General features: G+C 73.6%; 1 protein-coding gene. It reads left to right on the top strand.

The features are described 5' to 3' along the window. A partial coding sequence (locus AB0K00_RS57720; RefSeq protein ID WP_363540216.1) for a polyketide synthase dehydratase domain-containing protein occupies positions 1–1,707 on the top strand: 1,707 nt, incomplete at both ends.

Genomic DNA, 1,707 nt, shown 5'->3' with positions numbered 1-1,707 from the left:
CGGCCCGGCCGCGCCGGCCGACCCCGACGGCTGGGTCGCCGGAGGCGACGTCGACTGGCAGCGGCTGTACCCCAACGGCACCCCGCAACCACTGAGCCTGCCCACGTATCCGTTCGCCCGTGAACGGTACTGGCTGCCCACCGGCCGCCCGACGGTCGGCGGCGGCACCGACGGCGCGCCGCTGCACGCGCTCGTCCACCGCAACACGTCCACGCTGCTGGGCCAGCGGTTCGAGACCACGCTCACCGGCACCGAGTTCTACCTCACCGACCACCAGGTCCAGGGCCGCCCGATCCTGCCGGCCGTCGTGTCCCTGGAGATGGCCCGCGCCGCCGCCACCCTCGCCGGCGACGCGTCCGCCGGGGCCGTGCACCTGTCGAACGTCACCTGGCTGCGACCCGTCACCACCACCGCACCGGAGACGGTGCTGCAGGTCCTGCTCGCCCCCGACGGCACCGACACCGGGATGACGTTCGACATCGTCAGCCTGCCGTCGCCGGACGGCGAACCGATCGTCCACGTCCAGGGCGAGGCGACCCTGACCCCGCAGGAGGCGCCGCGCGTCGACCTGGCCGCGGTCCGCGCCGCCTGCGGCACCACGGTGCCGGTCGACGCCTGCTACGACGCCCTCGCCGGATGGGGCGTCGCCTACGGCCCGGGCCTGCGCGGCCTCACCGAACTGTCCACCGGCGACGGCCAGGTCCTCGCCCGGCTCGCCGTGCCCGCGAGCATCCAGGCCACGGACCCCGCGTACGTCCTACATCCGGCTATCCTCGACGCCGCCCTGCACGCCGGTATTGCCCTGCACCTCGATGGGCAGGGCGGCCTCGCGCTGCCGTTCGCCCTGGACCGGATCACCGTGTTCGGTCCCCGCCCCGCCGAGACCTGGGCGTGGCTGCGCACCAGCGGCACCACTTCCGACATCGACCTGTGCGACGCCGACGGCCGGGTCTGGGCGCGGCTCACCGGCCTGACCGCACACCCCGTCGACGGCGACCGGCCGACCACCACCACCGCGGCAGTGCCGGCGCAGGGGGATGTGTCGGGTCAGGTGGTGCGGTATGTGGCGGGGTTGTTGGCGTCGGTGATTCGGGTGCCGGTGGAGCGGTTGGGGGTGGATGAGCCCCTCGACGTGTTTGGTGTGGATTCGATTGTGGCGTTGGAGGTGGTGCGGCGGTTGGAGCCGGTGTTCGGGGTGTTGCCGAAGACGTTGTTGTTCGAGCACCGGTCGGTGTCGGGGTTGGCGGCGTACTTTGTGCGGCATCACGGCGACCGCCTCGGAGCGGTCATCGGCGAACCCCCGGCGATCGCGGCGACCGCGCCGGGCCGGGCCATCCGGCGGGTCCCGGGCGGGCGGCGGCGCACCACACCCACTGGCGACGTGGCGATCGTCGGCCTCGCCGGCCGGTACCCGAAAGCCGGCACCGTCGACGAGTTCTGGGCCGCGCTGCGCGACGGACGGGACTGCGTCACCGGACTGCCCGCCGACCGGGCCGGCTTCGCCGGAACGACCGGAGTCCGCGGCGGCTTCCTCGACGGCGTCGACGAGTTCGACCCGCTGTTCTTCAACATCGCGCCCGCCGACGCGGAACTGCTCGACCCGCAGGAACGACTGTTCCTGCAATGCGCGTACGAGACGCTGCAGGACGCCGGCTACACCCGGGCACACGCCGCCGCGTCAGGCCCGGTCGGCGTGTTCGTCGGCGT

It is taken from the genome of Dactylosporangium sp. NPDC049525 (genome assembly GCF_040676755.1).
GTDB lineage: Bacteria > Actinomycetota > Actinomycetes > Mycobacteriales > Micromonosporaceae > Dactylosporangium.
Note: the sequence above shows the minus strand (reverse complement) of the source record. Positions and strands in the feature narration are given on the sequence as shown.